Here is a 777-nt window from a genome sequence, read left to right as displayed (position 1 = left end):
TTCAAGCAGGTGCAGACGATCCTCCAGCAGAACCACGTCGTCGGCGACAAGCCACAGAAGTACGACCACTACCTCAAAGGCTCGATCTACTGCGCCTGCGGGAAACGGCTCATGTTCGAGCGGCCCCGCAACCACCAGGGCGTCGCCTACGACTACTTCACCTGCACCGGCCGCCGGTTCAAACGCAACGATCGTCAGCGCACCGCTATGCTCGCGCACCGCGTCGAGCAGACCATCGAGGACGGCTACCGGTCCCTGTCGGTCAGTACCGACGAGGCCGCGCAGATCCAGGACGTGCTCGAGCAGGTGTTCGACACCCTCGCCGAGTCCACCAGCGACGAGCAGAAGCTGCTGGCCGGGCAGAAGACCAAACTCGAAGCCGAACAGGTCAAGCTCCTCCAAGCCCACTACGCCGATGCGATCCCCATCGACCTGCTCAAGACAGAGCAAGACCGCATCCGCGCCAGCCTTCAAGCGATCACCGGTCGGCTCGACACGTTGGAGACGACCTACGACAAGGCCAAGGTTGGGCTCGACGCGATCCTCGGGCTCCTCACCGACATCGGCGACGTCTACGTCAAAGCCGAACCCGTGGAACGACGGATGCTCAACCGGGCACTGTTCGACCGCATCACCATCGATGACGAGGACGACGCCACCCTCCAACCGACCGAAGCGATCCAGACGATCCTCGACGCCAGTCCCAGGCACACAACGAAAGAACCTTGCCCCGCGATCATGTGGGGCAAGGCTCGAACGTTCAACTTTACGTGGATC

The 777-nt window shown here is 62.4% G+C and carries 1 protein-coding gene; it reads left to right on the top strand.

Translation table 11 applies throughout. The features are described from left to right. A partial coding sequence (locus AC0KXF_RS15190) for a recombinase zinc ribbon domain-containing protein (RefSeq protein ID WP_473109966.1) occupies window positions 1-777 on the top strand: 777 nt, incomplete at both ends.

The organism is Leucobacter holotrichiae (assembly GCF_055791005.1).
The sequence above is the reverse complement of the archived record's forward strand: the minus strand, read 5'-3'. Positions and strand labels throughout refer to the sequence as shown.